This is a genomic window from Massilia sp. CF038 (assembly GCF_900129765.1).
Classification (GTDB): Bacteria; Pseudomonadota; Gammaproteobacteria; order Burkholderiales; family Burkholderiaceae_D; genus Telluria_A.
In genome coordinates, this window is the sequence record NZ_FQWU01000001.1 from 526,672 (window position 1) to 552,471 (window position 25,800).

Below are 25,800 nucleotides of genomic sequence, written 5' to 3' on the forward strand. Positions count from 1 at the left end.
TGTCGTTTCGTAAGTGCTTGATATATCTCAATTGCGTTCAATCAAGCTGGATGGTGTCGCAAATTGACTAGGTGCAATTTGATATGGATCAACAAGGAGGCACGTTGCAGCTGCGCTGAAAAGCCTGGGCAGAAAATGATCAATTTTTCTTTGGAGAAATCATCATGACATTTGCTGCTAATCAATCGTTTTCCGCCATCCGCGCAGAACTTTGCATGCCCGAATTTGTCCGTCGCCGTATGGATGCCCATTATGTGACCCGCGTTCAACAACTCTTGGGCGGCGAACATTTGCACGTGTGGAAGCCGGCGGAAGCGGGCGCAGTGATGTTGGCTAGCAACGACTATCTGAACATCTCGAATCACCCGCACTTGCTGGCGGCGCAGGCACGCAGTCTGCTTGGCAGCCAGTCCGGCATGCTGATGTCGTCGGTATTTCTGCAGGAGGGCAGCAGCCAGCACCGGCTGGAAGCCAAATTTGCCGCCTACATGGGGGCCGAGGACGGGGTCCTGGCGCAGTCCGGCTGGGCTGCCAATGTCGGCTTGCTGCAAACGCTGGCCGGACCCGGCGTGCCGGTCTACCTGGATATGATGGCGCACGCCTCGCTGTGGGAAGGCGTGCAGTCGGCACAGGCCATCGGGGTGCCCTTCCTGCACAATGATCCGGCGCACCTGGAGCGTCAGGTGGACAAGCAAGGGGCGGGCATCATCGTGGTGGACGCCTTGTACAGCACCAATGGCAGCGTGGCTCCCTTGCAGCGTGTGGTGGAGATCGCCGAACGCAGCGGCAGCATCCTGATCGTGGACGAATCGCATTCGCTTGGTACCCACGGCCCGCGTGGGGCCGGCCTGGTGGCGCAGCTTGGGCTGACCGAGCGCGTGCACTTTCGCACCGCTTCGCTGGCCAAGGCGTTTGCCGGACGTGCCGGCTTTCTGACCTGTTCGAGCCAGTTCAAGGGTTACTTCCTGTCGGCGTCGCGTCCGGCGATTTTCAGTTCCTGCCTGCTCGAGCATGAACTGGCCTGGTTCGATGCGGCGCTCGATTTCATCAGCGCCGCCGACGCACAGCGCGCCGCGCTGCGCGATGTGACCACCCAGGTGCGCGAAGGCTTGCGTGGCCTGGGCTACAACATCGACGATGGCAGCGAACAAATCGTGGCGCTGGAGGCGGGGCCGGAACCGAAAACGCTGGTGCTGCGCAAGGCACTGGAACGGCGCGGCATTTACGGCGCCGTGTTTTGTGCGCCAGCCACAGCCAAAAACCGTTCCCTCGTGCGGCTCACGCTCAACGCCGGCCTGAGCGCGCAGCAGATTGCGCGCCTGCTCGACGCCTGCGCCGACATGCGCCACGAAGTCGATCTGGAAGGCTGGTCCTCGTCCAAACGCCAGCACCGTCTGACGCTGGTATGACAGGAGCCGCCGGAGTATCATGGCGGCCATGGATGAACCACAAACCTTATACAGTGTAATTGGCGGCGAGGCGCGCGTGCGCGAGCTGGTTGACCGTTTCTACGATCTGATGGAACTCGAACCCGAGTTCGCGGGCATTCGCGCCCTGCACCCGGGTTCGATGGACGGTTCGCGCGACAAGCTGTTCATGTTCCTGTCCGGCTGGATGGGCGGGCCCGACCTGTTCGTGGAACAGTTCGGGCACCCGCGCCTGCGCGCGCGCCACCTGCCGTTTGCCATCGGCAGCAGCGAGCGCGATCAATGGCTGCGCGCCATGGCCTGCGCCATGGAAGACATCGGCATTGACGAAGCGCTGCGCCTGCGTCTGATGGAATCGTTTTATCAGACTGCCGACTGGATGCGCAACAAAGCCGACTAGATGACCGACACTCACTTCTACATTCTGGCCGGCGCGGTGGCGCTGGTCCTGCTGCTGCAACTGGCGGCCTACCTGCACAAGGGCGCCAGCGCGGGGCTGGAACGGATCGAGCGCGAACTGCGCCTGGAAACCCAGGCCAGTGCCCAGGCCACGCGCCAGGAGCTGGCCGCCACGCTGGCACAGTATCACGCGGCCACCGTGCAGCAGCTTGACAGCATGCGCCAGCAGATCAACCTGGGCAGCATCAGCGCGCGCGAAGAGCAGGCCACCACCCTCAAGCGCTTCAGCGACAGCATGACCCAGAATCTGACCGCGCTGACTGAATCGAACGCACAGCGCCTGCTGGAAGTGCGCGCCACGCTGGAAGTAAAAATCCGCGATCTGCAGACCGACAATGCCACGCGGCTGGAAGAAATGCGCAAGACGGTCGACGAAAAACTGCATGCCACACTTGAAACGCGCCTGACCGAATCGTTCCGCCAGGTGTCGGAGCGGCTGGAAAAGGTGCACCAGGGGCTGGGCGAAATGCAGCAGCTGGCCATTGGTGTGGGCGACCTGAAGCGCGTGCTCACCAACGTCAAGACGCGCGGTACCTGGGGTGAAGTGCAGCTTGAAATGCTGCTCGAGCAGGTGCTCACGGTCGACCAGTACGCCAAGAATGTGGAAACCGTGGCCGGTACCGGGGCGCGGGTGGAGTTTGCCATCAAGCTGCCGGGGCAGACTGAGGGCGGGGCGCCGGTGTGGCTGCCGATCGACGCCAAATTCCCGAAAGAGCAATACGAACGCCTGGTGGAAGCTGCCGAGCGCGCCGATGCCGAAGGCGTGGCGCAGGGGGGGCGCGAGCTGGAACGGGCCGTGCGCCTGGAAGCGAAGACCATCTGCGAAAAATATCTGTCGCCGCCACAGACGACCGACTTTGCGATTTTGTTCCTGCCCACCGAAGGCTTGTACGCAGAAGTGATGCGCCGGCCCGGTCTGGCCGACGATTTGCAGCGCACCTTGCGCGTGTCCATCGCGGGGCCGTCCACCCTGGCGGCGATTTTGAGCAGTTTGCAGATGGGTTTCCGTACGCTGGCGCTGGAAAAGCGCTCGTCCGAGGTGTGGCAGGTACTGGGCGCGGTCAAAACCGAGTTTGGCAAATTTGGCGATGTCCTCAGTCAAACCCGTCTGACGCTGGAAAAAGCGGCCAAGAATATCGAAAGCGCCGAAGTGCGCAGCCGTCAGATGGCGCGCAAGCTCAAGTCGGTGGAAGCGCTGCCGAGCGAGGCGGCGCAGCTCATGCTGGGACCGCAAATCGATGACGCCGAGTAGCTGAAATATTTCCATAATACCAAGTGACCAAATGGCAATCCCATGCTATCTTTATCTAATTGCATTAGAAAACTGATGGCGTAGTCCGGTCAATACAGCTGGCAGTCATGGTCCGGGTTCCGCTCTTTGCATCGCGCCCTCACCCTGGAGTGCCGTCATGCCTGGAACCACCGACTTCCCGCAAAAACCCATCATCCTGGTGGTGGACGACACGCCGGATAACCTGATGCTGATGAGTAATCTGCTGAAGGACCGCTACCTCGTCAAGGCGGCCAACAACGGCGACAAGGCCTTGCGCATCGCCGTCCAGTTGCCCCACCCGGACCTGATCCTGCTCGACATCATGATGCCCGGTCTGTCCGGGCACGAGGTGGCGCGCCTGCTCAAGCTGGACCCGGCCACGCGCGACATTCCCATCATCTTCCTGACTGCGATGGCCAGCAGCGAAGACGAGACGCGCGGCCTGGAACTGGGCGCAGCCGATTACATCACCAAGCCAATCAGTCCGCCGGTGGCGCTGGCGCGGGTCGAGACCCAGCTCAAGGTCAAGGCCGCAGCGGATTTTTTACGCGACAAGAACGAGTTCCTGGAGCAGGAAGTACAGCGCCGCACGCGCGAAGTAGTGGCGATCCAGGATGTCACTATCCACGCCATGGCCTCGCTTGCTGAAACGCGCGACAACGAGACAGGCAACCATATCCGCCGCACCCAGCACTATGTAAAGGTGCTGGCCAATGCCTTGCGCAGCCACCCGCGCTTTGCGGCCTACCTGGACGATGCGACCATTGCGCTGCTGTTCAAGTCGGCGCCTTTGCACGATATCGGCAAGATCGGTATTCCCGACCGCATTCTGCTGAAACCTGGCCGCTTCACGCCGGAAGAATTCGAGGTCATGAGGACCCACACCACGCTGGGACGTGACGCCATTGCCCACGCCGAAGCCCAACTGGGCATGGATGTGGAGTTTCTGCGCCTGGCCAAGGAGATCGCTTACGGCCACCAGGAAAAGTGGGATGGCAGCGGTTATCCCGAAGGGCTGGCCGGTGACGCGATTCCCATTTCGGCCCGCCTGATGGCAGTGGCCGACGTCTACGACGCCCTGATCAGCCGGCGCGTGTACAAGGAGGGCATGCCGCACGCGCAGGCGGTGCAGATCATTCTTGATGGGCGCGGCAGTCACTTCGATCCCGATATCTGCGACGCCTTCGAGACTTGCCTGCCGCGGTTCCAGGACATCGCCGCACGGTTTGCCGACAGTGACAACGACATCGCCGAAAAAGCGGTGGCGCTGGCTCATGCACTGCCATCTGCCTGATCGATCATGACGACCGTACTCGATTTTCTGGAACGCCTTTCCCTGCAAAAAAAGCTGACGGTGGGATTCAGCGCGTTACTGTTGCTGGCGCTCGCGCTGGGCCTGCAAAGTCTGGCAGCGCAAAACATTTTACGGCGCGATACCCAGCGTCTGCAGCAGGAAGGCATGGTCGGCATTTCGCAGATCAAGGAAGTGCGCATCCACCTGGCACGCCAGGAACTGGCTGTGTACAAGGCCATGAATGCACGTGGTCGGGTGGGGCGCGATGAAGCGACACGCCAGCTTGACCTGGCGCGGCTGCAGCTGCATACGGCACTCGATGCGTCGCGCTCGACGCTGTTCTTGCCGGCCAATGTAGTGCGCCTGCGCGAATTCGAGACCAGCCTGGCGCGCATTGACCGCATCAGTGAAGATGCACTCAAGCTCAGTGGCCAGCAGGACCAGGAGACGGCGCAAGCGTTGATTGACAACGACAGTTTCCGTCAACTGGCCGACGACGCTGACCAGAAGCTGGCCGAGATCGAGTCGGTCAAGGAGACCACGGTACGCGACACGCTGACCCGCTTCGGCCGGCTGGCCGACCGCAGCAATATCTTCACCTTTGCCTTGCTGGGCGGCGGGCTGGCATTGGCGCTGATGCTGGCCTGGCTAATCAGCCGTTCGATTCGCATGCCGATCCAGCGGGTGCGCAGGGCGGTGGACGAATTGGCCGCTGGGCGCCTGCACGGCAGCATTCCGCACACCGATTTCAAGAACGAGACTGGCGACCTGGCACGCGCCATTGCCCTTTTGCAGACCGAGGCGCGCCAACTGGAGACCCAACGCTGGGTCAAGTCGCAGGAAGCGACGATCCAGACCGAATTGCAGCAGCTGGCCACGCCGCGCGAAGCGGCCCAGCGGTTTCTCAGCCTGGTGGCGCCCTTGCTCAAGGCTGGCCACGGCGTGTTGTACACACATGAAGAAGGCAAGACTGCGCTGACTTTGGGCGCCAGCCACGCTGTCGACGCCGCGCGGCCGGCACCGGCCGAGCTGATGCCGGGCAGCGGTTTGCTGGGGCAATGCGCGCTGGATTTGCAGCCGCGTGTATTCAAGCAGGTCCCGTCCGACTACCTGCCGATTGCTTCGCAATTGGGCCAGGCCGCGCCACAGCATGTACAGGTGCAGCCGCTGGTGCACGCGGGCCGCCTGATCGGGGTGCTCGAATTGGCCGGCTTCGAGGCCCCGGGCGAAGCCGAGAACATGCTGCTCGAAGCGCTCTTGCCCAAGCTGGCCGTGACCATGGAGATCATGGCGCGCAACGAGGCAGTGCAAACCCTGCTTGAGCAAACACGCAGCCAGGCAGCCGACATCGAGGCGCAGGCACGCCGAGTTGAGCAGCAGGCCGCCGAACTGGAATCGCAACAGGTCGCACTCAAGGCCACCGAGGCCTGGTACCGCGGCATCATCAAGGCCGCACCAGACGGCATGATGGTGGCTGATGCGGATGGCCGCATCATGCTGAGCAATCCGCAGCTGGACAAACTGTTCGGTTACGCCGACGGCGAGTTGATCGGCCAGCCGATCGAGACGCTGGTGCCGCGCCCGGCGCGCACTGCGTATATATCGGCGCACAAGGCGCTGATCGAGGCAGGTGGCGCGCGCCAGCTGGGCGGCGTTAATGCCGATCTGTACGGCCTGCGCAAGGATGGGAGCCTGTTCTCGGTCGAGATTGGCCTGTCACGCCTGCCAGCGGTGGAAGAGCGCGGCGTGTGCGTATGCGCCTCGGTGCGCGACATCAGCGACCGCAAGCTGGCCGAAGCGGAAGTCGTGCGGGCCAAGGAAATCGCCGAAGAGGCCACGCGCGCCAAGAGCGATTTCCTGGCCAATATGAGCCATGAAATCCGCACACCGATGAATGCGATCATCGGCATGAGCCATCTCGCGCTGCGCACCGACCTCGATACCAAGCAGCGCAACTACGTGGAGAAAGTACACCGCTCGGCGGAGAATCTGCTGGGGATCATCAACGATATCCTCGACTTCTCGAAGATCGAAGCAGGCAAGATGACGGTGGAAAAAATCGGCTTCCGGCTCGAAGATGTGCTGGACAACTTCGCCAGCATGATCGGCATGAAGGCGGAAGAGAAGGGCCTCGAACTGCTGTTTGCCACCGCTGCGGACCTGCCTACCTCGCTGATCGGCGACCCGCTGCGCCTGGGCCAGTTGCTGATCAACCTGGGCAACAACGCCGCCAAGTTCACCGAGACGGGCGAGATTGTGGTGGGCGCCGAAGTGGTGGCGGAGGCGGAAGGCAGAGTCGAACTGCATTTCTGGGTCAAGGACAGCGGCATTGGCATGTCGCCCGAACAATGCGCGCGCATGTTCCAGTCGTTCAGCCAGGCCGACACGTCCACCACGCGCAAGTATGGCGGGACCGGGCTTGGGCTGGCCATCTCGAAAAAACTGGTGGAACTGATGGATGGCCGGATCTGGGTTGACAGTGAGACCGGCAAGGGCTCGACCTTCCACTTCCATGCCTGGTTCGGGGTGCAGGAAGATGTGCAGGCGCGGCGCATGTTCAAGGCCGACGAATTGCTGGGGATGCGGGTGCTGGTAGTGGATGACAATGCCAGCGCGCGCGAAATCCTGTCCACCATGGCGAGCAGTTTTGGTCTGGAAGTGGACGTGGCGGAAAACGGCCACGTGGCTCTGCACCGGATGGCGGAGGCGGAACGGCGCGCATTGCCCTACGATCTGATTCTGCTGGACTGGAAGATGCCGGTCATGGATGGGGTCGCGGCATTGCGTGAAATGCAGACCGGGACGCTGGCCAAGGTGCCAGCGGTGATCATGTTGACTGCATTTGGACGCGACGAGGCCCAGGAGGAGGCGCAGCGGCAACAGGTAGCGCTGCCGTCAGTGCTGACCAAGCCAGTGACACCATCGACCCTGCTTGAAGCCATCGGCGAAGTACGGGGTATCGGCCGCATCGGCGCCACGCGCCAGACCGAGCGCCAGGATCAGGGCGCATCGGCCATGGCGCGATTGTCAGGTGCGCGCCTGCTGCTGGTGGAAGACAATGAGATGAACCAGGAACTGGCGCGCGATCTTTTGGCCAGCGCTGGCATTGAACTGATCGTCGTTGGCGACGGCCAGCAGGCGCTTGACATGCTGGCCATCGATGCCGCCTTCGACGGCATTTTGATGGATTGCCAGATGCCGGTCATGGACGGCTATACCGCCACCCGGCTGCTGCGCGAGCAGCCTCGCTTTGCCACCCTGCCGGTGATTGCGATGACCGCCAACGCAATGGACGGTGACCGCGACAAGGCGATTGACAGCGGCATGAACGATCACATTTCCAAGCCGCTCAATGTCGATGTCATGTTTGCGACCCTGGCCAAATGGATCACGCCGATCTGGCAGACGCCGATGCCGCCTGAGTCAGCGCTGGCTCCGCGTAGCGCGGTGCCACCGCTGCCTGCGGGGATCGATGCCGTAGCTGGCCTGGCCACGTGCATGGGGAGAGAAGAACTGTACCAACGCATGCTTGGCATGTTCCGCGAGACGCATGGCAACTTCATGGCGGACTTTGAACAGGCGCTGGGAAGCAGCGACGCGGGCGCTGCTGCCAGAGTCGCGCATACACTGCGCGGCACGGCAGGCAACATCGGTGCGCGCGCGATTGCTGCCGCTGCCGGAGCGCTGGAACAAGCTTGCCTCGACGGCGACGATCGCGCGCGCCTGCTGTATTTGCAAGGTGAGGTTGAACGCGAGCTGGCGCCCGTGATTGTCGGACTTGATGCACTGGACCTGACCCAGAACGCGGCAGCGGTGTCGCCGCAAGCAGATCCTGCCGCGGTGTCAGTCCTGGTGTCCCGGCTCGCAAAGCTACTGGCAGAGAGCGACACTGCCGCAATGGATGCGCTGATTGAACTGGAAGCTCTGATCGGCGCCCATCCGCTCGCAGCGCGGCTGCGCCAGGTCAGCGAGCGTGTAGAACGTTTCGATTTTGATGAAGCGCTGGTGCTGCTTGACGAACCTTCGTGGTGATTGGCGCAACAGTGACCCGAAGCGGCTCTAGACCAGTCCCTCGAACAGCAGCACCTCGACCAGGTCGCCGGCAGCGACATTGCCCTGTTCATCATGCAGCACGACCATGCAGTTTGCCTCCACCATCGAGCGCAGAATGCCGGAGCCTTGCGAACCCGTAATGCGCACCTCTTGCTCGCCATCGGCGCCGCACGTCAGAATGCCGCGCTGGTATTCGGTGCGGCCGGGCTTCTTGCGGATGGCAGCGGCCGAGCGTACCTTCAACAGCAGCTGCGGTGCTTCCGTCCCCATCATGCGCAACAGCGCCGCGCGCGCGAAGAAGTAGAACGACACCATGACCGCAACAGGATTGCCCGGCAAGCCAAACAGGAAGGCGCTCTCGCCATCCGCAGCAATGCGGCCAAAGGCCAGCGGCCGGCCCGGGCGCATGCCGATCTTCCAGAACGTGACATCGCCCATTTTGGCCATGATGTCGCGCGTGTAATCAGCCGCGCCAACCGACACGCCGCCGGACGTGACGATGGCGTCGGCGCGCGCGCAGGCGCTGCGCAAGGCGTCTTCCAGTGCTTGCGGATCGTCGCGCACGATGCCCATGTCGATGACCTCGCAGCCAAGGCGGCTCAGCATGCCGAACAGCGTGTAGCGATTGCTGTCGTAGACGCAGCCGGCGTCGAGTGGCTGGCCGATGGAGCGCAGTTCGTCGCCGGTCGAAAAGAAGGCGACGCGCAGGCGCCGCCGCACGGGAACGCTGGCAATGCCGAGTGATGCCAGCAAGCCCAGGTCGGCCGGGCGGATGGTGCGGCCCGCTTTGAGCGCGGCGCTGCCGGCCATCAGGTCTTCGCCTGCGAAGCGGCGATTGTCGCCGCTGCGGATCACGCCCGCGTCGATGGTGATGCTTTCATCGCTGATGCTGGCCACATGCTCCTGCGGGATGACGCAGTCGCAGCCGGCCGGCATGACGCCCCCGGTCATGATGCGCACGCATTGTCCTGCCGCAGGAACGGCGTCCGATGGCCGGCCCGCGTAGACAGTGGCGATGACTGCCAGTGTGGTCGGCGCGGCCGGATCCAGATCGGCCGCGCGCAAGGCATAGCCGTCCATGGCCGAATTGTCGTGGGCGGGCACGCTGATGGGCGAGATGATGTCATCTGCCAGCACGCGCCCCAGGGCGTCAAGCAGGGTAAGCTGCTCCACTTCGGCGACGGGCGTGACGAAGTTGCCGATGATGCGCTGCGCATCGCGCACCGGCAAGGCATCGGGGTCGTAATCGGACAGGCAGCTGGTCACTTGCTGCAGCGTGGGAGCGGTCATGGCGGATCTTGTTCGAATTGCTGCAGTTCGCGCAGCGTGTTGATATTGCGGAAGGCGTCGGCGTCGGCAAAGCGCACCCGCGCGACCTTGATGCGCGGATACCAGCCATCCATGCGGCGCCCCCCTTCGGCCAGATAGGCTGACAGATGCGGCAGCACGCTGGTGCGCATCAGGGCAAACACGGGATGCGGCTGGACACGCGCGGCGCCGTCATCGTCTGGCTCAAGCGTTTCGGCCAGCGCCAGGTCGGCGCCCTGTCCGGTCATTGCCTGATGCAGCCGCTGCACCAGATCATCGGGCAGGAAGGGCGAGTCGCAAGGGGCGGTGACCAGCAGGGGAGTGGCGCAGCGGCGCAAGCCGGTTTCCAGTCCCGCCAGGGGACCCTCGAAGCCTTGCAGGTCGTCCGCCCAGACGGGCACGCCGAATTGGGCGTACTGGTCCGGATTCTGGTTGGCGTTGATGGCCAGGCTGCCGGTTTGCGCAGCCAATTTACGCATTGCGTGTGCGACCATCGGCTCGCCACGAAATGGCTGCAAACCCTTGTCCACATGGCCCATGCGGCTGCCACGGCCACCGGCCAGAATTAGTCCAGTGATGTATTGACTGTCCACCTTGATCAACCGCCGATGTAGGACATTTCAACCCGCCTGGCGCCGCGCTCAAGGCCACTGGTGTTGATGGTGCGGGTCTCGGAATAGCGGTCGTCGCGCACACGCCAGAGCTGGGCAATGGCGCTGGACATTTCAGCATCGCTGCGGCCGGCGCGCAGCAGGGCGCGCAAGTCGTGGCCGCGGGTGGCAAACAGGCAGGTGTAAAGTTTGCCTTCGGTGGACAGGCGCGCGCGCGAACAGTCTTTGCAGAAGGCCTGGGTGACGCTGGAGATGACGCCAACTTCGCCGCCCCCGTCTGCATAGCGCCAGCGCGCGGCGGTTTCGCCTGCATAGTTGGCGCCAATGGGTTCGAGCGGCATTTCGGCGCCAATACGGGCAACGACGTCTGCCGACGGAATCACTTCGGCCAGGTTCCAGCCGTTGGAGGCGCCCACGTCCATGTATTCGATGAAGCGCAAGATGGCGGGTCGGCCTTTGAAGTAGCGCGCCATGGGCAGGATTTCCTGGTCGTTCATGCCCGCCTTGACGACCATGTTGACCTTGATGGGGCCGAGTCCGACCGCGTGCGCGGCATCGATCCCCGCCAGCACGTCGGCCACGGCAAAGTCGACATCGTTCATGCGCTTGAATACAGCGTCGTCCAGCGCGTCGAGCGACACGGTGACGCGGTTGAGGCCAGCGTCTTTGAGGGCACGGGCTTTTTTGGCCAGCAGCGAGCCGTTGGTGGTCAGCGTCAGGTCCAGCGGCTGACCCGAGGGCGTGCGCAGCTCGCTCAGCATGCCGATCAGGTTTTCCAGATTTTTGCGCAGCAGGGGCTCGCCACCTGTGAGGCGGATTTTTTCGACGCCGTGCGCCACGAACAGCCTGGCCATGCGCGTGATTTCTTCGAACGACAGCAGGGCACCTTGCGGCAGGTAAGCGTAATCCTTGTCGAACACTTCCTTGGGCATGCAATACACGCAGCGGAAATTGCAGCGGTCGGTGACCGAGATGCGCAGGTCGTGCAGGGGACGCGCCAGCGCGTCGCTGAGCAGCCCGGTGGGCGCTTCCAGCGTGGATGGAACTGCCGGCGGCGGCGACAAAGCGTCGCCCAGCATGATGATTTTTTCAGCCATGCCAGTACGATAGCACGAGCCCCGCAACAGCACAGGCGGCGATCAATTTGATGGTGCCCATCTTAAAGCGGAACAAGGCCACGCAGGCGAGTGCGCTGATGGCGATGGCCGCCCAGTCAGGCCGTCCGGCCTGCACAAACACATGGCTGCCGAAGAAGACGGCCAGACTCACCACCACGCCCACCACGGCGGCGGAAATGGCAGTCAGCGGCGCCGTCATGCGCACATTGTCACGAGTCGATTCAATCAGCGGCGCACCAGCCAGAATGAAGATGAAGGAGGGCAGGAACGTGAACCAGGTGGCCACGCAGGCACCGGCCACGCCGGCCAGCAGCAGGCTGCCACCAAACAGCTGGTGGGTCCAGCCGCCCACAAAGCCGACAAAGGCCACGATCATGATCAGGGGGCCCGGCGTGGTTTCGCCGAGCGCCAGGCCGTCGATCATCTGGGTCGCGCTGAGCCAATGGAAATGCTCGACGCCGCCCTGGTACACATACGGCAGTACCGCGTAGGCGCCGCCAAAGGTCAACATGGCGGCTTTGGTGAAGAACCAGCCCATCTGCGCCAGCGTTGCATCGGCGCCCGTGGCGCGGGCCAGCAGCAGCCAGACCGCCACGCCCAGCACCACGCCGACGGTGCCGACGCGCGCCAATTTGGCCCATGCAAAGGTGGCGTGCGCCGGGGTGGGCGTGTCGTCGTCAATCAGGGCCAGGCCATAGGTTGGCCGATTGTTGGGATGCTGACCGCCGATCTGGAACAGCCGTGGCGCCAAGCGTCCACCGGCCAGACCGATTGCCGCTGCAACCAGAACGATCAGCGGGAATGGCAACTGGAGCACGGTGATGGCGATGAAGGCTGCCGCTGCGATGGCAATCATCGCCGGATTTTTCAGGGTGCGGCTGCCGATGCGCCAGGCTGCACCCAGGACCACGGCGACGATGGCCGGCTTGATGCCGTACAGGATACCGGCGACCACGGGCAGAGTGCCATAGGCCAGGTAGATCCACGACAGGCCAATCAGCAGCAGCAGCGAGGGCAGGACAAACAGCGCGCCGGCCATGATGCCGCCGCGCGTCTTGTGCATGAGCCAGCCGATGTAGATGGCCAGCTGGGTCGCTTCGGGGCCGGGCAGCAGCATGCAGTAGTTGAGTGCATGCAGGAAGCGCTGCTCGGAGATCCAGCGCCGGCGTTCGACCAGTTCGGTATGCATCAGCGCGATCTGGCCAGCAGGGCCGCCGAAGCTGATAAAGCCGAGCTTGAGCCAGTACCAGAAGGCTTCTTGCATGCTGACGGGGGCGGGGCGGGTATCCGGTGCAATCATGCTGCATCGTCCTCGCGCAGGCGGGGACCCATACCACGCCCGTACATAGAAAGAGGGTTCATTTGCGTTAGCTGTCCATGGGTCCCCGCTTCCGCGAGGACGATGTTGTGGGCGAAAAAAAGGGAAGCACGCGGCTTCCCTTTTTTATTTCGTCACCGATTAATGACGGGTGGTGTCCACCTGGATCAGCGGCTCGTCCACTTGCGGTGGCAGCGGCTTGCGCTCGCGTGGCACACGCACTGGTGCTGCTGCCTGGGCTGCCGCTTCCTGCGCTGCACGCAGCTTTTCAGGATTGGTCGCTGCCAGGGTCAGGCCGGCCGAGCTCAGGATCTCGTTCAGGTCCGCAGCTGGCTTGATGACCGGCTGAACGGCAACGGGGGCTGGAGCAGGTGCAGGTGCTGCCGCAACAGGCGCTGGTGCCGGAGCAGGCGCAGGCGCAGGCGCAGGAACTGGAGCAACTTCAGCCACAGGTTCCGGATCAGGCTGCGCTTCCGGCGTGAAGATGGTCTGCTCCACGATCGGTGCCGCTGGTGCCGGTACTGCTTCGGCCACTGGCGCTGGTGCAGCAACAGGTGCCGCAACCGGTGCCACAACTGCCGGAGCAACTTCTGCCACTGGCACTGGCGTGTATTCCGACACTGGCACTGGTGCTGGTGCTGGTGCAGGCGCCGCCACTGGTGCTGGCGCAACTTCTGCTACCACCGGTGCTGGCACGGCTTCTGCCACAACCGGTGCCGCTTTTACTTCCACTGGCGCAGCTTCGACGGCAACAACGTCATTCTCACCGGCGTCGTTATCAGCGCTGTCGACGCCTTCGGCGCCCTCAACACCCTCGACACCTTCGCGGTCACGACGGTTGCGGTTGCGGCCACCGCGGCGGCGGCGGCGGCGTGGCTCATCGCCACCGGCTTCGACTTCGATTTCTTCGCCGTTCGGGCCGATCGTGGTGATCATTTTCGGCACTGGCGCGACTTCAGGCTCGCCAACAACACCGGCTTGCACTGCTGCTGCAACCGGCGCTACCGCCAATTCGTCGCTCTTGCTTTCGGCAACCGGGGTACGGTAGTCGGCACGCTCGCGCGGTGGACGCGGGGTGCGTTCCGGACGCTCGCCACGCTCTGGGCGCTCGCCGCGTTCGGCACGCGGTGCTGGCGCTGCTGCGGTATCGGCCTGCTCGCGCGGCTCGCGTGGCTCACGCGGTGGGCGCGGCGGACGCGGCGGACGGGCTGGCTTGTCGGTATCGACTGCCTTGGCGCTGTCTTCCGCACCATTGGCTTTGACCGGCTCGCGTTCTTCGCGTTCACGGCCACCTTGCTTGCCACCGCGGCTGCGGCCGCGTGGGCCACGGCCGTTGCGGTCGCCGCCATTGCGGTCTTCCTTGGCGGCTGGCTTGGCTGGCGCGACAGGCGCGACCACCGGTGCTGGTGCTTCTTCCTTGCCGAAGAACAGGTTCTTGAGCTTGGTGAAGAAACCTTCTTCCGCTGGCGCGGTCAGAACTGGCACAGGTGCAGCAACTGGCTTGGCCACTTCGGTACGGTCCACCACAGGTGCGGGCTGGGCCGGGGTAATGGTCTTGACAACCGCTTCCTGGCGCGGCTTGGCTTCTTCCTTCTGGCGCTTGCTGTAAGCCATGTCGGTTTCAGCCTGCTCGGCCAGGCTGTAGCTGGCCTGGCTGTCTTCGAGGCGCGGATCGTCATGCTTGATGCGCTCGAGCTTGTAATGCGGGGTATCCAGGTGCTTGTTCGGGATCAGAATCACGCTGATGCGGTGACGGTTCTCGATCTTCAGCACTTCGCCACGCTTTTCGTTGAGCAGGAAGGCGGCCACGTCGACCGGTACCTGTACGTGAATGGTGGCCGAGTTTTCCTTCATTGCTTCTTCCTGGATGATGCGCAGGACTTGCAATGCGGACGATTCGGTATCGCGGATGTGGCCGGTGCCCGAGCAGCGCGGGCAGGTTACGTGGCTGCCTTCGGACAGCGACGGACGCAGGCGCTGGCGCGACAGTTCCATCAGGCCGAAGCGGGAAATCTTGCCCATCTGGACGCGTGCACGGTCGTGGTGCAGGGCGTCTTTCAGGCGCGTTTCCACCTCGCGCTGGTTCTTGGCCACTTCCATGTCGATGAAGTCGATCACGATCAGGCCGCCCAGGTCGCGCAGGCGCAGCTGGCGGGCCACTTCTTCGGCCGCTTCGCAGTTGGTATTAAAGGCGGTCGTTTCGATGTCCGAACCGCGCGTGGCGCGGGCCGAGTTGACGTCGACCGAGACCAGCGCTTCAGTATGGTCGATCACGATGGCGCCGCCCGATGGCAGCGGCACGGTGCGCGCGTAGGCGGTTTCGATCTGGTGTTCGATCTGGAAGCGCGAGAACAGTGGCACATCGTCGCTGTAACGCTTTACGCGGTGCAGCATGTCCGGCATCACGTGGCTCATGAACTGATGCGCCTGCTCGTAGATGTCGTCGGTATCGATCAGGATTTCGCCGATATCAGGCTGGAAGTAGTCGCGAATGGCGCGGATCACCAGCGACGATTCCTGGTAAATCAGGAACGCGCCCGGGGCCGATTTGCCGGCGCCTTCGATGGCACGCCACAGTTGCATCAGGTAGTTCAAGTCCCACTGCAGTTCTTCGACATTGCGGCCGATGCCTGCGGTGCGGGCAATCACCGACATGCCTTGCGGCAGATCGAGCTTGTCCATGGTTTCGCGCAGTTCCTGGCGCTCTTCGCCTTCCACCCGGCGCGATACACCGCCACCGCGCGGGTTATTTGGCATCAGCACCAGATAGCGGCCGGCCAGCGACACGAACGAGGTCAGGGCAGCGCCCTTGTTGCCGCGCTCTTCTTTTTCGACCTGGACCATGATTTCCTGGCCTTCGCGCAGCGCTTCCTTGACCGACGCATTGCGTACATCGACGCCTTCGCGGAAATAGGTGCGGGCGACTTCCTTGAATGGCAGGAAACCGTGGCGATCTTCACCGTAGCTGACGAAGCAGGCTTCGAGCGAAGGCTCGATGCGGGTGATGACACCTTTGTAGATATTCGATTTGCGCTGTTCGCGCCCTGCGGTTTCGATATCGATATCGATCAGTTTCTGACCGTCGACAATCGCGACGCGCAATTCTTCCTGCTGCGTCGCGTTAAACAACATGCGTTTCATTTTTATAAACTCCGTGGCCCGCGGGCCATTCTAGTGCCGCTCTTGTCAGGGGCGGCGAAAAGTACAGGGGATGTACGCTAGAAGGGGAGAGCTGGAGGGTGGGTATGCCTTTACGTACGGCGCAGCGACGCTAAAGCATCGCGGCCGCAACAGGGCGCAGTGAGGTCGATCGACATGCCGAGTGCACGCATCACCTGCAACTTTACTGTACCTACCAAGTCAGAGACCGGGGCGCAGACCGAGCCAGGCGGTGAGCAATTCAGTGAGCCAGACCGTCGCCAGCGAACATACCAAGACTTCGATTCCCAGGCCTATGCTGCAGCCTTTATTCTCAAGCCTTCAGTATGAGGCTTACTTCGGGTCGGGCGAAAACGACAAGCGTTATCGACACCAACATCCGGCGAGCTGGAACAACGAGCCAGCTTGCCAGTACTTATCCTTACAATTCCAGGCAATCCAATTCAGCAGCCATGCGCGCTATCCGATTACAACAACGGTGCAACCTTGACCCGCGCAGAACTGTGCATACACATTTTTTCCATCGAATTTGCAATTTGGCGAGGCCGATGGAGACGCCCCTGTGTAAAATATCGTTTTAATTCTTACACCAGCAGAGGTTTGACCGCCGCCTGTCGATTATATATTCAAAATGAAGGACTTAGAGAGAATTTCTGGGAAGACAGAGCAAATGAAGATGCAAAGCGTTATTCCCCCTTCATCCCCGACGGCGCATCAACCGGTCCAGCCGCAAGCCACCTTTGTTACCATCGCCGAAGACGATGCGGGACAGAGAATCGATAATTATCTGCTGCGGGTCTGCAAAGGCGTCCCGAAAAGCCATATTTACCGCATCCTGCGTTCCGGGGAAGTCCGCGTCAACAAGGGCCGGATTGACCAGCTGTATCGCCTGGAACTGGGCGACGTGGTGCGGATTCCACCAGTCCGTATTGCCGAAAAAGCATCTACAGCACCGGTGCCCGGCGCCGAATTCACGATTTTGCACGAAGATAGCCACATTCTGGTCATCGACAAGCCTTGCGGCGTGGCGGTCCATGGGGGTTCCGGCGTCTCATACGGGGTCATCGAGCAACTGCGCGCCGCGCGGCCCGATGCCAAGTTCCTGGAACTGGTCCATCGCCTCGACCGCGAAACCTCTGGTCTGCTGATGCTGGCAAAAAAGCGTTCGGCGCTCACCAATCTGCATGAACAGATGCGGGACGGCCTGACCGACAAGCGCTATCTGACGCTGGTCTACGGTGACTGGAAGAATGCGCGACAGCATGTAAAATTGCCGCTGCATAAATTTACGACGCCGGAAGGGGAGCGCCGGGTGTGCGTGCAGGCGGGCGGCATGGAGTCGCACACGGTATTCACCTTGCTGCGTAAATTCAGCCAGTTCGCCTTGCTGGAAGCCGAGCTGAAGACTGGGCGCACGCACCAGATTCGGGTTCATACGGCCTCGTCGGGCTATCCCATCGCTGGTGACGATAAATACGGCGATTTTGCGCTTAACCGCGTGCTGCTGAAGGCCGATGCCACGCGCGGCGCGCTGAAACGCATGTTCCTGCACGCGCACCAGATTACGTTTACCCATCCCGAAAGCGGTAAGCCGATGACACTCAATGCACCGCTGGCCGGTGAATTGGAGCGTTTCTTGCTAAGCTTGGGGAAACCTTTAACGACACCGGCGCGCTGACCAGCGTGCGCCGGCCACATCCAGACAGGAGCCGGCGCGTCACCGCAGCCGGATAAGATGGCAAGAAAGCAATATGATCTGATCGTGTTCGATTGGGATGGGACCTTGATGGACAGCACGTCCACCATCGTCAAATGCATTCAGGCAGCGGCGCGCGACCTCGGTTTGCCGATTCCCCACGACGACGAAGCCTCGCACGTGATCGGCCTGGGCTTGCACGAAGCCATGCAGGCGGTGATGCCCAACATCGAACCGGCGCTGTACCCGCGCATGGTGGAGCGCTACCGCTTCCATTACCTGTCCAAGGACCACGAACTGGTGCTGTTTGACGGCGTGCGCCCGATGCTCAACGAATTGTCCCAGGAAGGCTATTTCCTGGCCGTCGCCACGGGCAAGAGCCGGGTCGGTCTGAACCGCGCTTTGAATGCGGTGGGCCTGCTATCCCTGTTCGATGCCACCCGTTGCGCCGATGAGACATTCTCCAAGCCGCACCCCGCGATGCTGCAAGAATTGACGCGCGAACTGGGTCAGGATTTGCGGCGCACCGTCATGATTGGCGACACCACCCACGATTTACTGATGGCAAATAACGCGGGCGCGGCCGGGATTGCGGTCCAGTATGGCGCCCATCCGCACGAACAACTGCACGCGTGCAATCCTGTGTATTCCGCCGAAACCGTGGCCCAGCTGCATCAGTGGCTGAGCGAGAACGCTTGATGGCCGAGGCCAGCGACAGCGCGCAGCTGATCTGCCCTTCCGAGCAAGTGCTCGAAGGCGGCAAGGGCGTGCGCTTTGCCGTCAGCGCCTTTGGCGACAAGGCCACCGGCTTCGTGGTGCGCTACGGCGGTCAGGTGTACGCCTATCTGAACCGCTGCGCCCACGTACCGATCGAACTGGATTGGGCCGAAGGCGAATTCTTCGAGTCGAGCGGGCTGTATCTGATGTGCGCGACCCACGGCGCCATTTACGTTCCCGACAGCGGGTTTTGCGCTGGCGGACCGTGCAAAGGCGGCCGCTTGCGTCCCATCCAGGTACGCGAAGAACACGGTAATGTGTACTGGACGCCGGATGAATTTATCAAAGCACTGGCACAATAACAGGCAAGACCTTTAACAAAGCACACTATGAGCGATACACCCGGCAATCAACCGCAGGCACCAGCGCCTGCCAGCATTCCCGCACCCGTCCAGGGCAGCTGGGAACGCGAGACGCTGGAAAAACTGGTGTTCGCCACCGTCAAGGAGCAGCGCGCCGCGCGGCGCTGGGGCATTTTCTTCAAGATGAGCTTTCTGCTGCTGGCCTTCTTTGCGCTGTGGTCGCTGTACGATTTCAACTTCACCGGTGCCGATGGCGAACTGCTGGGCAAGCACACGGCGCTCATTGAAATCAACGGCACCATCGAAGATGAAGGCAGCGGCTCGGCCGATGCCGTCATCCCTGCGCTGAACAAGGCATTTACCGATGTGGAATCGGTTGCGGTGGTCCTGCGCATCAACAGTCCTGGCGGCAGTCCCGTGCAGGCCGGCGCCATTGTCGACGAGATCAATCGGCTCAAGCGCAGCTTCCCGACCAAGCCGGTGTACGTGGTGGTCGATGAAATATGTGCTTCAGGCGGGTATTACATTGCGGCCGCCGCCGACCAGATTTTTGTCAACAAGGCCAGCATCGTCGGCTCGGTGGGTGTGCTGATGGACGGCTTCGGTTTTACTGGCACCATGGAAAAACTCGGGGTCGAACGGCGCCTGCTCACGGCAGGCGAAAACAAGGGTTTCCTGGACCCGTTCAGCCCCCAGTCCGACAAGCACAAGGCGCATGCGCAAGCCATGCTCAACGAAATTCACCAGCAGTTCATTGCAGTCGTGCGCGCTGGCCGTGGGAAGCGCCTGAAGGAAACACCTGAAACGTTTTCGGGCTTGTTCTGGAGTGGCGCGCGCGCCGTGGACATGGGACTGGCTGACGGCTTCGGCACGGTGGAAAGTGTGGCCCGCGATGTGATCAAGGTCGAGAATCTGGTCGACTATACAGCCCACGAAGGCTTGCCGGAACGGGTGCTGAAAAAGTTCGGCGCATCGGTCGGGCAGGGTGCGGTCAAATCGCTGTACCACGGCAGCAAACCGGCCCTGCGGTGATCGATTGCGTCAATATTCTCCTTGAAAGTTCAGGCAGGTGTTCTATATTGGACCTGTAGTTCTTTCCAAGGGGGGCCGATATAAAAAGTAAATTGAGTGTTGGCAGCAATTTGTTCGAAATGAACTACTAACCGCATCATGGATGCGGCATAGAGAGAATTGATATTCCTCGCAAGTGTCTTCGCAAGAAGACGTGAAAACGACGGTGCAATGCCGTCGTTTTCATTTTTGTGGAAGGGAAATGGCTCGGCGCGCGGCGCGTTCTGTTCAGCGTGCGCAGCTGCTGGCGCAGGGCAGGCAGGGTGCGCTGTCCCATGCGGACCAGCCGCATGCCGCAGGCGCGCAAGCGTTGCCTTCCTGCGCAAAGCCACCCATTGCCATCCATGCTGCCAGATCGCGCTGGGCGCGCGCCAGGTGGCGTGCCTGCGGCGACACCCGGGTCTGATCGCGCGGCAAGCTCGCTGCCGGCGCGCTACCACGCCAGCGCGCAATCGCGGCCCGGGTCAGTTGCAATGCAGATAATTCGGCACTTCGGGCTTGCGCCTGGGCCATCGTGCTGGCGTTGCTTGTCATGTTGCCATCCTCGCTCTGAGTCACCGCATATTCTGGGAAAAGCCTAGGGAATCGTGAGAGGTGCGTTAGGCCGATTCCTAATGATGCTTCAGTGTATCGACGGGAATACGGGTGCGTTTGATCTTTGTCAAAGGCCCTGTGCTTTGCTTCCTGAAATCCTACCCCTAAGGAAAACTCCTACCCTGTCAGGCCAGAGCAGCATCTGGTACAGTCTCGCCTTATGAGTAAATTATCCTTAGACCGGATCTTGCAATCGCAAGGCTTCGGTACCCGCAAATATTGCCGCGCCCTGGTCGACGATGGCGAGGTCGCCATTGGCGGCGTGGTGCAGACCAGCTACAAGGCCAGCATCGATACCGACGGCCTGGTGCTGACCGTGTTCGACGAAGAATGGGTCTACCGCGAGCATGTATATATCGCGCTGCACAAGCCGGCCAATTTCGAGTGTTCGCGCAAGCCCAGCCACCACCCCGGCGTGCTGACCCTGCTTCCAGAACAATTTACCTGGCGCGAAGTGCAGCCCGTCGGGCGGCTCGATCACGATACCACCGGCATGCTGCTCATGTCCGACGACGGGCCCTTCATCCACGCGCAATCGTCGCCCAAACGGCACGTGCCGAAAATTTATCAGGCCACCACCGAGGCGCCCGTCCGTGCCGAACTGGTGAGCGCGCTGCTGGCCGGCGTCAAGCTGCACGACGAGCCCGCGCCGCTGGCCGCGCTGACCTGCATCGAGCGCGGCCCGCACCAGCTCGAGATCGTGCTGGAACAAGGCAAGTACCACCAGGTCAAGCGCATGCTGGCTGCCGCCGGCAACCATTGCACGGCGCTGCACCGTTCGGCCATTGGTGGCCTGACACTCGATTCGCTTGGCATTGCCGAGGGCGAGTGGTGTTATCTGACGGCAGCACAACTGGCGCTGCTCGCGCCTGGCATGCCGGCAACGGAAGCCACGGATCCGACATGAAATTAGCGACCATCAACGATGGCACCCGGGACGGCCAGTTGGCCGTGGTCGCGCGTGACCTGAAAGCGGCCCACCTGGCCGACGGCATTGCACCGACGCTGCAAGCGGCACTGGACGACTGGAGCTTCATTGCGCCACAGCTGGCCGAGCTGTCCCAGATGCTCAACAGCGGGCGCGCGCCCAAAACGTTTGACTTCGATCCGGCGCGCTGCATGGCACCTTTGCCGCGCGCGTTTCAATGGGCCGATGGTTCGGCCTATGTGAACCACGTGGAGCTGGTGCGCAAGGCGCGCAACGCCGAGATGCCGGCCTCGTTCTGGGAAGACCCCTTGATGTATCAGGGCGGCAGCGACGATTTCCTCGGACCGATGGACGACATACTGCTGGCGCACGAAGAGTGGGGCATCGATTTCGAAGCGGAAGTGGCCGTGATCACGGACGATGTGCCGATGGGTTGCACGCCAGACCAGGCGCAGCAGCACATTCGCCTGCTGATGCTGGTCAACGATGTCTCGCTGCGCAACCTGATTCCGCCGGAACTGGCCAAGGGCTTCGGCTTTTTGCAGTCCAAGCCGGCCAGCAGTTTTTCGCCGGTGGCGGTCACGCCGGATGAACTGGGCGAGAGCTGGAAAGATGGCAAGGTGCATCTGCCGCTGCGCTCGACCTGGAACGGCAAGCTGGTGGGCCAGCCGCACGCAGGGGTGGACATGGTGTTCAACTTCCCGCAACTGGTGGCGCACTTGTGCAAGTCACGCAATGCGCGCGCCGGCACGATTGTGGGTTCGGGTACGGTGTCGAACAAGGATGAAAAACGGGGCTACTCCTGCATCGCTGAAAAGCGCTGCCTGGAAATGATTGCGGACGGCGTGGCCAGCACGCCCTTCATGCTGTTTGGCGACACCATCCGTATCGAGATGCTCGACGGCGCCGGCAAGTCCGTGTTTGGCGCGATCGACCAGACGCTCAAGCAGTACACGGCCGCGCCCGTGGGCAAGCGCGGCTAGAAGTCGTGCTTGTGCTTGAGGTAAAGCGGTAGGACCCACCACACGGCCGCAATCAGCACGGCCGTGGCGCTGCCGGCAAGCATGCCGGCGCCATGCCCGAACACTTCCGAAATGACCAGGTTGGCGCCCAGGACGAAGGCGCAGCCCAGTGCCAGCGAGCCAGCCACAATCTGGCGTGTGGCCAGGCGCTTGAAGCGGGCGCGGTTGCAAAGCGGACGCATCAGGCGGTGCTGGATGGCTGGCGCGCTCAGCAGCACCAGGCTGCTCAGGGCGCAGAAAAAGGTGGCCAGAAATGCGATGCGGCCATTCTGGATAATCTGGCGCGCGCCGGCATTGAACGGCAGGATGATCAGGAAGGCAGTGAGCATTTGCGCGCCCGGCAGGAGGATGCGCAGCTCGCTGAGCAGGTCGGACAGGTCGCCGATGTCGCGCTGATCGCTGTCGAACGGCGCGGCCAGTGGCACCACAGGCGCATTCTTGGACACGGTCAATTCTCCGGTAAAGGGTCGGCCACAGGGGGCGGGCAAGGTGCACGCGCGCTGACGCATTGGGAAAATTATCGTTCTTGACTGCAATCCCAACTTTGCGATTTCACAGCACACCGGTGCTCTGTCGTGGCCCCAGATTCCCCGTGGTAGCGCTGTGTCGAATCAAGCTGTATTGATCCGGCACAAACAAAGCGCGTTAGAATAGCGGCAGCCCCGCTTTTCTAATTGATATAAATGAAACGATTGCTTGATATCTGCCTGTGCCTGATCGCCGCGATGGTGTTCATCGTGCCGTTTTGCGTGCTCGCGCTGATTGTCAAACTGACCTCGCCGGGGCCGGTCCTGTACTGGTCCGAACGGGTCGGCAAGGACAACCGCTTGTTTGCCATGCCCAAGCTGCGCACCATGCGCATCGACACGCCCGTCGTCGCGACCCATTTGCTAACCGATCCCGACCAGTTCCTGACCCCGGTCGGCAGCTTCCTGCGCAAGTCCAGCCTCGATGAGCTGCCACAGCTGTGGTGCATTTTGCGTGGCGACATGAGCCTGGTGGGTCCGCGTCCGGCGCTGTTCAACCAGCAAAACCTGATCGAGATGCGCACCGATTGCGGCGTGCATACCGTGCGCCCCGGTCTGACTGGCTGGGCACAGGTGAATGGCCGTGATGAACTGCCGCTGGAGGTGAAAGTGCGCTTCGATGCCGATTATCTGCGCCAGCAATCCCTGGCCTTCGACCTCAAAGTGATCGCGCTGACCGTACTGAAAGTGACGCGGCGCGAGGGTGTGGCCCACTAGGCTGCGCCGGCTGGCCACCCGGCTGGCGGCCCGAATTCCATTCGAAATGAAACCGGCAAGGACATTGCGCGGCCTAAGCCGTCATCTTGCTCAATGCGGGCACTTGCAGGAGCGGAACGACCGTGCCCTGTGGCAGCGCGTGTTCGGCGTCGGCCTGGACGCCTGGCTGGCCAGGCAGACCGCCCTGGCTCCACAGATGGTCGACGATATCGGAAGAAGGCGCGTATTCACGCACCAGCTTTTGCATCAGCAGACGAATGGCACTGTGGTCAAAACGGGCACAGGCATCCTCGAGCTGCTGCAGCATTTGATTGAGCAGCGGCCATTCCAGTTCGGCTTCGCGGGCGCGCTGAATCAGCGGATGCTCGGTGTGGGTGACGTTGTTACCGATCAGCAGTTCCTCGTACAACTTTTCGCCCGGGCGCAAACCAATGTAGTGGATCTCGATGGTGCCGTTGGGGGTGGCCTCGGTGCGCACCATCTGGCCCGACAAGTGCACCATCCGTTCGGCCAGATCGGCAATCCGCACCGGCTTGCCCATGTCGAGCACGAACACGTCGCCGCCTTTGCCCATGGCGCCGGCCTGGATCACCAGTTGCGCCGCTTCGGGGATGGTCATGAAGTAGCGCGTAATGTCGGGGTGGGTCAGGGTGAGCGGACCGCCAGCGGCGATCTGCTTGCGAAACAGCGGCACCACCGAGCCCGATGAACCAAGCACGTTCCCGAATCGCACCATGCAAAAGCGGGTGCCCGAACCACGCCGGGCAAAGGCTTGCAAAATCAGCTCGGCCAGGCGCTTGGTGGCGCCCATCATATTGGTTGGCCGCACCGCCTTATCGGTGGAGATGAGCACAAAATACTTGACGTTGGCAGCAGCAGCAGCTTCGGCCAGGCTGAGCGTGCCAAACGCATTGTTGCGGATGCCTTCGATGGGATTATGTTCCACCAGCGGCACATGCTTGTAGGCCGCCGCGTGGTACACGGTTTCGACGCCGAAGGTGGTCATCAGGCGCTTGCATTTTTCCTTTTCCAGCACCGAGCCGAGGCAGGCAACCAGGTCGAATTGCACGCCGTAGCGCGTCATCATTTCGCGCAGTTCCTGCTCGATGGTGTACAGGGCGTATTCGGAGCTGTCGACCAGCAGCAGGCGCGACGGCTGCAAATGAATGATCTGACGGCACAATTCGGAGCCGATCGAGCCGCCAGCGCCGCTGACCATGATCGATTTGCCGCGCACGCAATACGACAGCAAGGCTTCGTCGGGGGCAACCACGTCGCGGCTAAGCAAGTCTTCGATCTGGATCTGGCGCACATCCTGCACCTTGGCCTTGCCGGTGACGATGCTGCTCACAGGCGGGGTGACCTTGATGATCAGCGACAAGCGTGCCAGGGAATCGAGCAGGGTGCGCTGCTGCGGGCGCGTGAGCGAAGGCATGGCCAGCAGCACGGTGGTGATCTGGAAGCGCTTGGCCAGATGCTCGAGCGCACTGGCGGGGTAGACGCGAATGCCGCCGATGGTGGTGTTGACGCGCTGAGGGTTGTCGTCGACAAACAGCACTGCTTCATATTCGTTGCCAGGCATGATGGCGCGCGCCAGCAAGCTGCCGGCCTCGCCGGCGCCGTAGATGGCAACCCGCACTTTTTCGTTGAGGTGGCCGCGCGAATGCAGCCAGCGCCGCGCTGCAAAGCGGCTGGCCAGAATGTACAGAATGCTCGAGGCCCAGAAAATCAGAAAGGGCGTCACCGACAGCGGATGTGGATCGGTCACCATGTGCAGCGCCGCCAGCAGCACCGACGCCAGCGTGGCGCAATTGACTGCCGCAATCGCAATTTCGGAACGAATATAGCGGATCACCGCGCGGTACATGCCAAGACGCACGAAGACCGGCAGCGCCGTCAGGCCCGCGCCCAGGGCAAGCATGGCGTAGTTGCTGAACATGCCATAGGGAATGCCGTCGAAGTGCAGAATCAGCGAGAAATACAGCAGGACGGGGAGGCAGGCGAAATCGAAACTGGCAGCGACCAGCTGCTTGTGAAAGCGAGGCAAATCTAGAAAGCGTGTAGTCATAACATTCCGGTTTTGGCAAGTGCACACAAAAATCTGACGGGGCAGGCGACTCGACGCAGAAGGCGGAGCGGCACGGCA

General features: G+C 62.1%; 20 protein-coding genes. 12 read left to right on the forward strand and 8 right to left on the reverse strand.

Annotation, left to right across the window (positions count from 1 at the left end; genetic code table 11):
- The first annotated feature begins 164 nt into the window (after positions 1-164).
- The 5 genes from cqsA to BUC24_RS02340 all read left to right on the forward strand — a co-directional run bounded on the left by cqsA (position 165) and on the right by BUC24_RS02340 (position 8,485).
- Positions 165-1,409, forward strand: coding sequence for an alpha-hydroxyketone-type quorum-sensing autoinducer synthase (gene cqsA, locus BUC24_RS02320; protein WP_073212464.1), 1,245 nt, complete (start codon positions 165-167; stop codon positions 1,407-1,409).
- A 19-nt stretch (positions 1,410-1,428) separates the two neighbouring features.
- Complete coding sequence (locus tag BUC24_RS02325) at positions 1,429-1,827, forward strand: group II truncated hemoglobin (protein WP_073212465.1); 399 nt, start codon at positions 1,429-1,431, stop codon at positions 1,825-1,827.
- Positions 1,828-3,138: a DNA recombination protein RmuC gene (gene rmuC / locus BUC24_RS02330; RefSeq protein ID WP_073212466.1), complete on the forward strand. Its 1,311-nt coding sequence runs from the start codon at positions 1,828-1,830 to the stop codon at positions 3,136-3,138.
- A 157-nt stretch (positions 3,139-3,295) separates the two neighbouring features.
- On the forward strand, positions 3,296-4,453 hold the full coding sequence (locus tag BUC24_RS02335; protein ID WP_073212467.1) for a response regulator: 1,158 nt from the start codon (positions 3,296-3,298) through the stop codon (positions 4,451-4,453).
- A 6-nt stretch (positions 4,454-4,459) separates the two neighbouring features.
- A complete protein-coding gene (locus BUC24_RS02340) occupies positions 4,460-8,485 on the forward strand; it encodes a response regulator (protein WP_073212468.1) in 4,026 nt (1,341 codons plus the stop codon).
- A gap of 27 nt (positions 8,486-8,512) precedes the next feature.
- On the opposite strand, the gene glp is transcribed toward BUC24_RS02340, so the two are convergent.
- The 5 genes from glp to BUC24_RS02365 form a co-directional block, all read right to left on the reverse strand.
- A complete protein-coding gene (gene glp, locus BUC24_RS02345) occupies positions 8,513-9,796 on the reverse strand; it encodes a molybdopterin molybdotransferase MoeA (RefSeq protein ID WP_073212469.1) in 1,284 nt (427 codons plus the stop codon).
- Positions 9,793-10,407, reverse strand: a complete 615-nt coding sequence (gene mobA / locus BUC24_RS02350; RefSeq protein WP_073214664.1) for a molybdenum cofactor guanylyltransferase MobA — start codon at positions 10,405-10,407, stop codon at positions 9,793-9,795. The genes glp and mobA overlap by 4 nt, the downstream gene beginning before the upstream one ends.
- 5 nt (positions 10,408-10,412) lie before the next feature.
- Positions 10,413-11,522, reverse strand: a complete 1,110-nt coding sequence (gene moaA / locus BUC24_RS02355; protein WP_073212470.1) for a GTP 3',8-cyclase MoaA — start codon at positions 11,520-11,522, stop codon at positions 10,413-10,415.
- The gene (gene chrA / locus BUC24_RS02360; RefSeq protein ID WP_073212471.1) at positions 11,515-12,843 is read right to left on the reverse strand and encodes a chromate efflux transporter; all 1,329 of its coding nucleotides are present in this window, start codon (positions 12,841-12,843) and stop codon (positions 11,515-11,517) included. Before chrA ends, moaA begins: the two co-directional genes overlap by 8 nt.
- Before the next feature lie 159 nt (positions 12,844-13,002).
- Positions 13,003-16,002 (reverse strand): Rne/Rng family ribonuclease, encoded by a 3,000-nt coding sequence (locus BUC24_RS02365; RefSeq protein ID WP_073212472.1) that lies wholly within the window; start codon positions 16,000-16,002, stop codon positions 13,003-13,005.
- A gap of 688 nt (positions 16,003-16,690) precedes the next feature.
- On the opposite strand from BUC24_RS02365, the gene BUC24_RS02370 reads away from it, so the two are divergent.
- Genes BUC24_RS02370 through BUC24_RS02385 form a run of 4 tightly spaced genes read left to right on the forward strand, consistent with a single transcriptional unit; the run spans position 16,691 to position 19,827 of the window.
- On the forward strand, positions 16,691-17,698 hold the full coding sequence (locus BUC24_RS02370; RefSeq protein ID WP_073212473.1) for an RluA family pseudouridine synthase: 1,008 nt from the start codon (positions 16,691-16,693) through the stop codon (positions 17,696-17,698).
- Between the two features lie 57 nt (positions 17,699-17,755).
- Positions 17,756-18,415 (forward strand): HAD-IIIA family hydrolase, encoded by a 660-nt coding sequence (locus BUC24_RS02375; RefSeq protein WP_073212474.1) that lies wholly within the window; start codon positions 17,756-17,758, stop codon positions 18,413-18,415.
- Positions 18,415-18,795: a Rieske (2Fe-2S) protein gene (locus BUC24_RS02380; protein ID WP_073212475.1), complete on the forward strand. Its 381-nt coding sequence runs from the start codon at positions 18,415-18,417 to the stop codon at positions 18,793-18,795. Before BUC24_RS02375 ends, BUC24_RS02380 begins: the two co-directional genes overlap by 1 nt.
- A gap of 27 nt (positions 18,796-18,822) precedes the next feature.
- On the forward strand, positions 18,823-19,827 hold the full coding sequence (locus BUC24_RS02385; RefSeq protein ID WP_073212476.1) for a S49 family peptidase: 1,005 nt from the start codon (positions 18,823-18,825) through the stop codon (positions 19,825-19,827).
- A 267-nt stretch (positions 19,828-20,094) separates the two neighbouring features.
- Here the strand turns inward: BUC24_RS02385 and BUC24_RS02390 are convergent, their stop codons facing one another.
- The gene (locus BUC24_RS02390; RefSeq protein ID WP_073212477.1) at positions 20,095-20,400 is read right to left on the reverse strand and encodes a hypothetical protein; all 306 of its coding nucleotides are present in this window, start codon (positions 20,398-20,400) and stop codon (positions 20,095-20,097) included.
- 220 nt (positions 20,401-20,620) lie between these two features.
- Between BUC24_RS02390 and BUC24_RS02395 the strand changes: the two genes are divergently transcribed.
- Positions 20,621-21,367, forward strand: a complete 747-nt coding sequence (locus BUC24_RS02395) for a pseudouridine synthase (RefSeq protein ID WP_073212478.1) — start codon at positions 20,621-20,623, stop codon at positions 21,365-21,367.
- On the forward strand, positions 21,364-22,371 hold the full coding sequence (locus BUC24_RS02400; RefSeq protein WP_073212479.1) for a fumarylacetoacetate hydrolase family protein: 1,008 nt from the start codon (positions 21,364-21,366) through the stop codon (positions 22,369-22,371). Before BUC24_RS02395 ends, BUC24_RS02400 begins: the two co-directional genes overlap by 4 nt.
- Here the strand turns inward: BUC24_RS02400 and BUC24_RS02405 are convergent.
- Complete coding sequence (locus tag BUC24_RS02405; RefSeq protein WP_083598824.1) at positions 22,368-22,856, reverse strand: DUF6328 family protein; 489 nt, start codon at positions 22,854-22,856, stop codon at positions 22,368-22,370. The genes BUC24_RS02400 and BUC24_RS02405 overlap by 4 nt on opposite strands.
- Before the next feature lie 237 nt (positions 22,857-23,093).
- Here BUC24_RS02405 and BUC24_RS02410 point away from each other — a divergent pair, with 237 nt between their 5' ends.
- Positions 23,094-23,654: a sugar transferase gene (locus BUC24_RS02410; protein WP_073212480.1), complete on the forward strand. Its 561-nt coding sequence runs from the start codon at positions 23,094-23,096 to the stop codon at positions 23,652-23,654.
- 73 nt (positions 23,655-23,727) lie between these two features.
- Here BUC24_RS02410 and BUC24_RS02415 read toward each other — a convergent pair whose 3' ends face one another.
- On the reverse strand, positions 23,728-25,722 hold the full coding sequence (locus BUC24_RS02415; protein WP_073212481.1) for a polysaccharide biosynthesis protein: 1,995 nt from the start codon (positions 25,720-25,722) through the stop codon (positions 23,728-23,730).
- Positions 25,723-25,800: the final 78 nt, after the last annotated feature.

Excerpts from the sequence above, each read along its gene's own strand:
- BUC24_RS02335 (WP_073212467.1), top strand. The coding sequence starts at position 3,296 with ATGCCTGGAACCACCGACTTCCCGCAAAAACCCATCATCCTGGTGGTG.
- BUC24_RS02390 (WP_073212477.1), bottom strand. The coding sequence starts at position 20,400 with ATGACAAGCAACGCCAGCACGATGGCCCAGGCGCAAGCCCGAAGTGCC.
- BUC24_RS02395 (WP_073212478.1), top strand. The coding sequence starts at position 20,621 with ATGAGTAAATTATCCTTAGACCGGATCTTGCAATCGCAAGGCTTCGGT.
- BUC24_RS02375 (WP_073212474.1), top strand. The coding sequence starts at position 17,756 with ATGGCAAGAAAGCAATATGATCTGATCGTGTTCGATTGGGATGGGACC.
- BUC24_RS02385 (WP_073212476.1), top strand. The coding sequence starts at position 18,823 with ATGAGCGATACACCCGGCAATCAACCGCAGGCACCAGCGCCTGCCAGC.
- rmuC (WP_073212466.1), top strand. The coding sequence starts at position 1,828 with ATGACCGACACTCACTTCTACATTCTGGCCGGCGCGGTGGCGCTGGTC.
- BUC24_RS02400 (WP_073212479.1), top strand. The coding sequence starts at position 21,364 with ATGAAATTAGCGACCATCAACGATGGCACCCGGGACGGCCAGTTGGCC.
- moaA (WP_073212470.1), bottom strand. The coding sequence starts at position 11,522 with ATGGCTGAAAAAATCATCATGCTGGGCGACGCTTTGTCGCCGCCGCCG.
- BUC24_RS02325 (WP_073212465.1), top strand. The coding sequence starts at position 1,429 with ATGGCGGCCATGGATGAACCACAAACCTTATACAGTGTAATTGGCGGC.
- BUC24_RS02380 (WP_073212475.1), top strand. The coding sequence starts at position 18,415 with ATGGCCGAGGCCAGCGACAGCGCGCAGCTGATCTGCCCTTCCGAGCAA.
- BUC24_RS02370 (WP_073212473.1), top strand. The coding sequence starts at position 16,691 with ATGAAGATGCAAAGCGTTATTCCCCCTTCATCCCCGACGGCGCATCAA.
- cqsA (WP_073212464.1), top strand. The coding sequence starts at position 165 with ATGACATTTGCTGCTAATCAATCGTTTTCCGCCATCCGCGCAGAACTT.
- BUC24_RS02340 (WP_073212468.1), top strand. The coding sequence starts at position 4,460 with ATGACGACCGTACTCGATTTTCTGGAACGCCTTTCCCTGCAAAAAAAG.
- BUC24_RS02410 (WP_073212480.1), top strand. The coding sequence starts at position 23,094 with ATGAAACGATTGCTTGATATCTGCCTGTGCCTGATCGCCGCGATGGTG.
- BUC24_RS02415 (WP_073212481.1), bottom strand. The coding sequence starts at position 25,722 with ATGACTACACGCTTTCTAGATTTGCCTCGCTTTCACAAGCAGCTGGTC.
- BUC24_RS02365 (WP_073212472.1), bottom strand. The coding sequence starts at position 16,002 with ATGAAACGCATGTTGTTTAACGCGACGCAGCAGGAAGAATTGCGCGTC.
- glp (WP_073212469.1), bottom strand. The coding sequence starts at position 9,796 with ATGACCGCTCCCACGCTGCAGCAAGTGACCAGCTGCCTGTCCGATTAC.
- chrA (WP_073212471.1), bottom strand. The coding sequence starts at position 12,843 with ATGATTGCACCGGATACCCGCCCCGCCCCCGTCAGCATGCAAGAAGCC.